2 protein-coding genes are annotated in these 2,527 nt (G+C 57.7%); both read right to left on the bottom strand.

The window, feature by feature from the left end:
- Positions 1–548: 548 nt before the first annotated feature.
- Positions 549–2,066: a tetratricopeptide repeat protein gene (locus KNW02_RS20335; protein WP_216035001.1), complete on the bottom strand. Its 1,518-nt coding sequence runs from the start codon at positions 2,064–2,066 to the stop codon at positions 549–551.
- 36 nt (positions 2,067–2,102) lie between these two features.
- Positions 2,103–2,527: ATP-binding protein (locus KNW02_RS20330; RefSeq protein WP_216035000.1), on the bottom strand; the 425-nt coding region annotated here is incomplete at its 5' end.

Raw genomic sequence — 2,527 nt, 5'->3', positions numbered from 1 at the left:
TGCTCGACCGCATCCATGACCACAAGATCAACCGGCTCGACGAGCTCCTCCCGTGGAATTGGACGCCGATCGCCGACACTCAGGCCCAAGCCGCCTGAGTAACCGCGGTAACAACCGGGCGGTTACGGCGGATCGACGATCTGCTCCCGTGGAACTACGCCGTCACCGTGTGATCGGGACATCGCTTACTGAGAACCTGGCGTCCTCACCAATAGACGATGGGGCCATTTCGGCGCCTGGAGGGCGTCGCAGGTGCTATCTGGGTAACCAACCAGCGCCGCGGACAAGCGATGGAAGTCTTCCAACTTGTTCATGATCGGCATGCGCCGACGACGCTTTTTGCCGGGCACCCCGATCAAGACCTCGTGGCGGTGCTCTCTCTTACTTCTCCGCGCCGGGCTCTCGCCCGGACAACTTGCCGGTCCCGCCATGTGCGGGACAGGTGTATTCATGGCTCACCCGCAATGGCCGTGCTTTCGTCCCCATCATGACCATGCAGCTGAGCCTTGCGTGCTATTGGTTCTGGGTAGGCTCTCGCATGAGGCCAATTACTCGGCGCAGGTCCCGCTCATGGCGCAAATGGCCAGACCGATTGCCGACAGTCCACGCGCGGCATCACGCCCTCTGCTTTCTGCTGCCGTCACCATGTAGTCCGCACCGACCCGGTAGAGAAACATGTCATTCCTCCAGATAATGTAGTATTGCTTCCGTTTATCATCATGCGCCACGATCAGCACTTCAGGGTCACCGAGTAACCCTTCGAGATACGCGATCTCGCCAACAACAAGCCCTTTCTCCCCTTTGCTGCGAAACGCCAGGCGAAGGTTTTGGAACCATCGATTCCACTGCGGATCGTCTTGGTCATAGCGACGGTCGAGAACGATCACAGGACCTGACTTCGAATGGTCTCCCGGAGGTGGAAGATCCGGGTGTCGGAGGTTCTCCGATTTGTTTGCCAGCAGTTTTTGGTAGCCGCTTCGAGCGTAGTAGATGGTGGACGTCGTCGGATCGACGGCGAGGATCTTTACCCAATCGCCATTGATCTCCGCAACATCGCGATACTTGAAGCCGTCCACGGTCACATACCGATGCCGGCGCTGGATGTCGGTAAGATAGGATAGCCATTCGTCTTTGCCCTCGCCTTCAAACGGTCGATTGATCACGATCTGTTCGGCTTCAATCGCCGACTGAGAACGTCGGTCCGCGGACCATCGATCGACCGCCCGGTCGAGGGCTGCACCGATGACCTCCCGTTCCTTCTGCTTGAGGGCGCGATACTTGGACACCATTGTCGAAAAATACGGCGGGTAGGCGTCGACTTCGAAGCGATGGATCGCCGACACCGCTCTCTCCGAGAGCGGAAACTCGATCGGTCCGTCGTAAAACCCGTTGACCGCCAGAAACTTCTGAACATTCACAACGACTTCCTTACTGAATAAGTTCTTGTTCTCCAGCGTTATGTAAAACGAATCCCGCGACATGAGGTCGGCCATCAACCAGATCGCAGCTTCCTCTGCATCCGCATACTTGCCCTCCTCCTGACCGTGAAGATATGCGAGATCGTAGAATGCGGCACCCTTTTGGGCGGCCCTACTCAGCCATGTGAATGCCTTCTCTTCATCCTTCTCGACTTCATTGCCGTATAGATAGGCCTTGCCAAGAAACGCCATCGCGAGATTATGATCGGCTGCAGCGGCTCTCTCCAGCAGATCGATGCCTTTCACCATGTCACGCTCGACCCCATCGGTCCCCCAAAAATGGGAAAGACCGACGTCATACAGAGCGACCGGATTCCCGTTTTCGAACTCTTCAAGCCAAACGGAGGAGGAGCGAAGCGGGTCAGGATCCCGGCCAAACACGTTCTTTTTGTATAGTATGGCCCATTCGGCGCGGGCGACCGCATATCCGGCATCAGCCGATCTGCGAAAAAACCGTTCAGCCTCGCCGAGGTTCTGCTCCGTGCCGATGCCTTCAACCATCAGCCACGCCAGACGACGCATTGCTGCGGGATTACCGAGTTCGGCCGCCTGCGAAAACAGGCTATAAGCTGAGCTATAGCGCGACAATCTGGGTGAGACGCTGGCGACGATCTGGATGAGATTCTATGTCGCGGCATCTGCGACGATAGCATCCTGATTGTCGCTGGCAAGTTCCTCTTTCGTTTCTGATTGTCGCGCCGCGTCAATCAGGGGCGTGTTGTTGATGGTGGCGAAGGAGGCGGGCCTTCCGCGTTGCCGTTTGGCCTCAAGGGCGGCCCGCCGCCGATAGCTTTCGACATTCATCTCGAAGATGGTTGCGTGGTGAACCAGCCTGTCGACGGCGGCCAGCGTCATGGCGGGGTCCGGGAAGACCTTGTTCCATTCACCGAAGGGCTGGTTGGCGGTGATCATGATGGATCGGCGCTCGTATCGTGCCGAGATGAGTTCGAAGAGCACGCTGGTTTCGGCCTGGTCCTTGGTGACATAGGCGAGATCGTCGAGGATCAGCAGGTCGAACTTGTCGAGTTTCGTGATGGCGGCCTCGAGCT

It is taken from the genome of Paracoccus marinaquae, from assembly GCF_018860165.1.
GTDB classification, from domain to species: Bacteria; Pseudomonadota; Alphaproteobacteria; order Rhodobacterales; family Rhodobacteraceae; genus Paracoccus; species Paracoccus marinaquae.
This window is presented reverse-complemented; position numbering and strand designations above follow the sequence as displayed.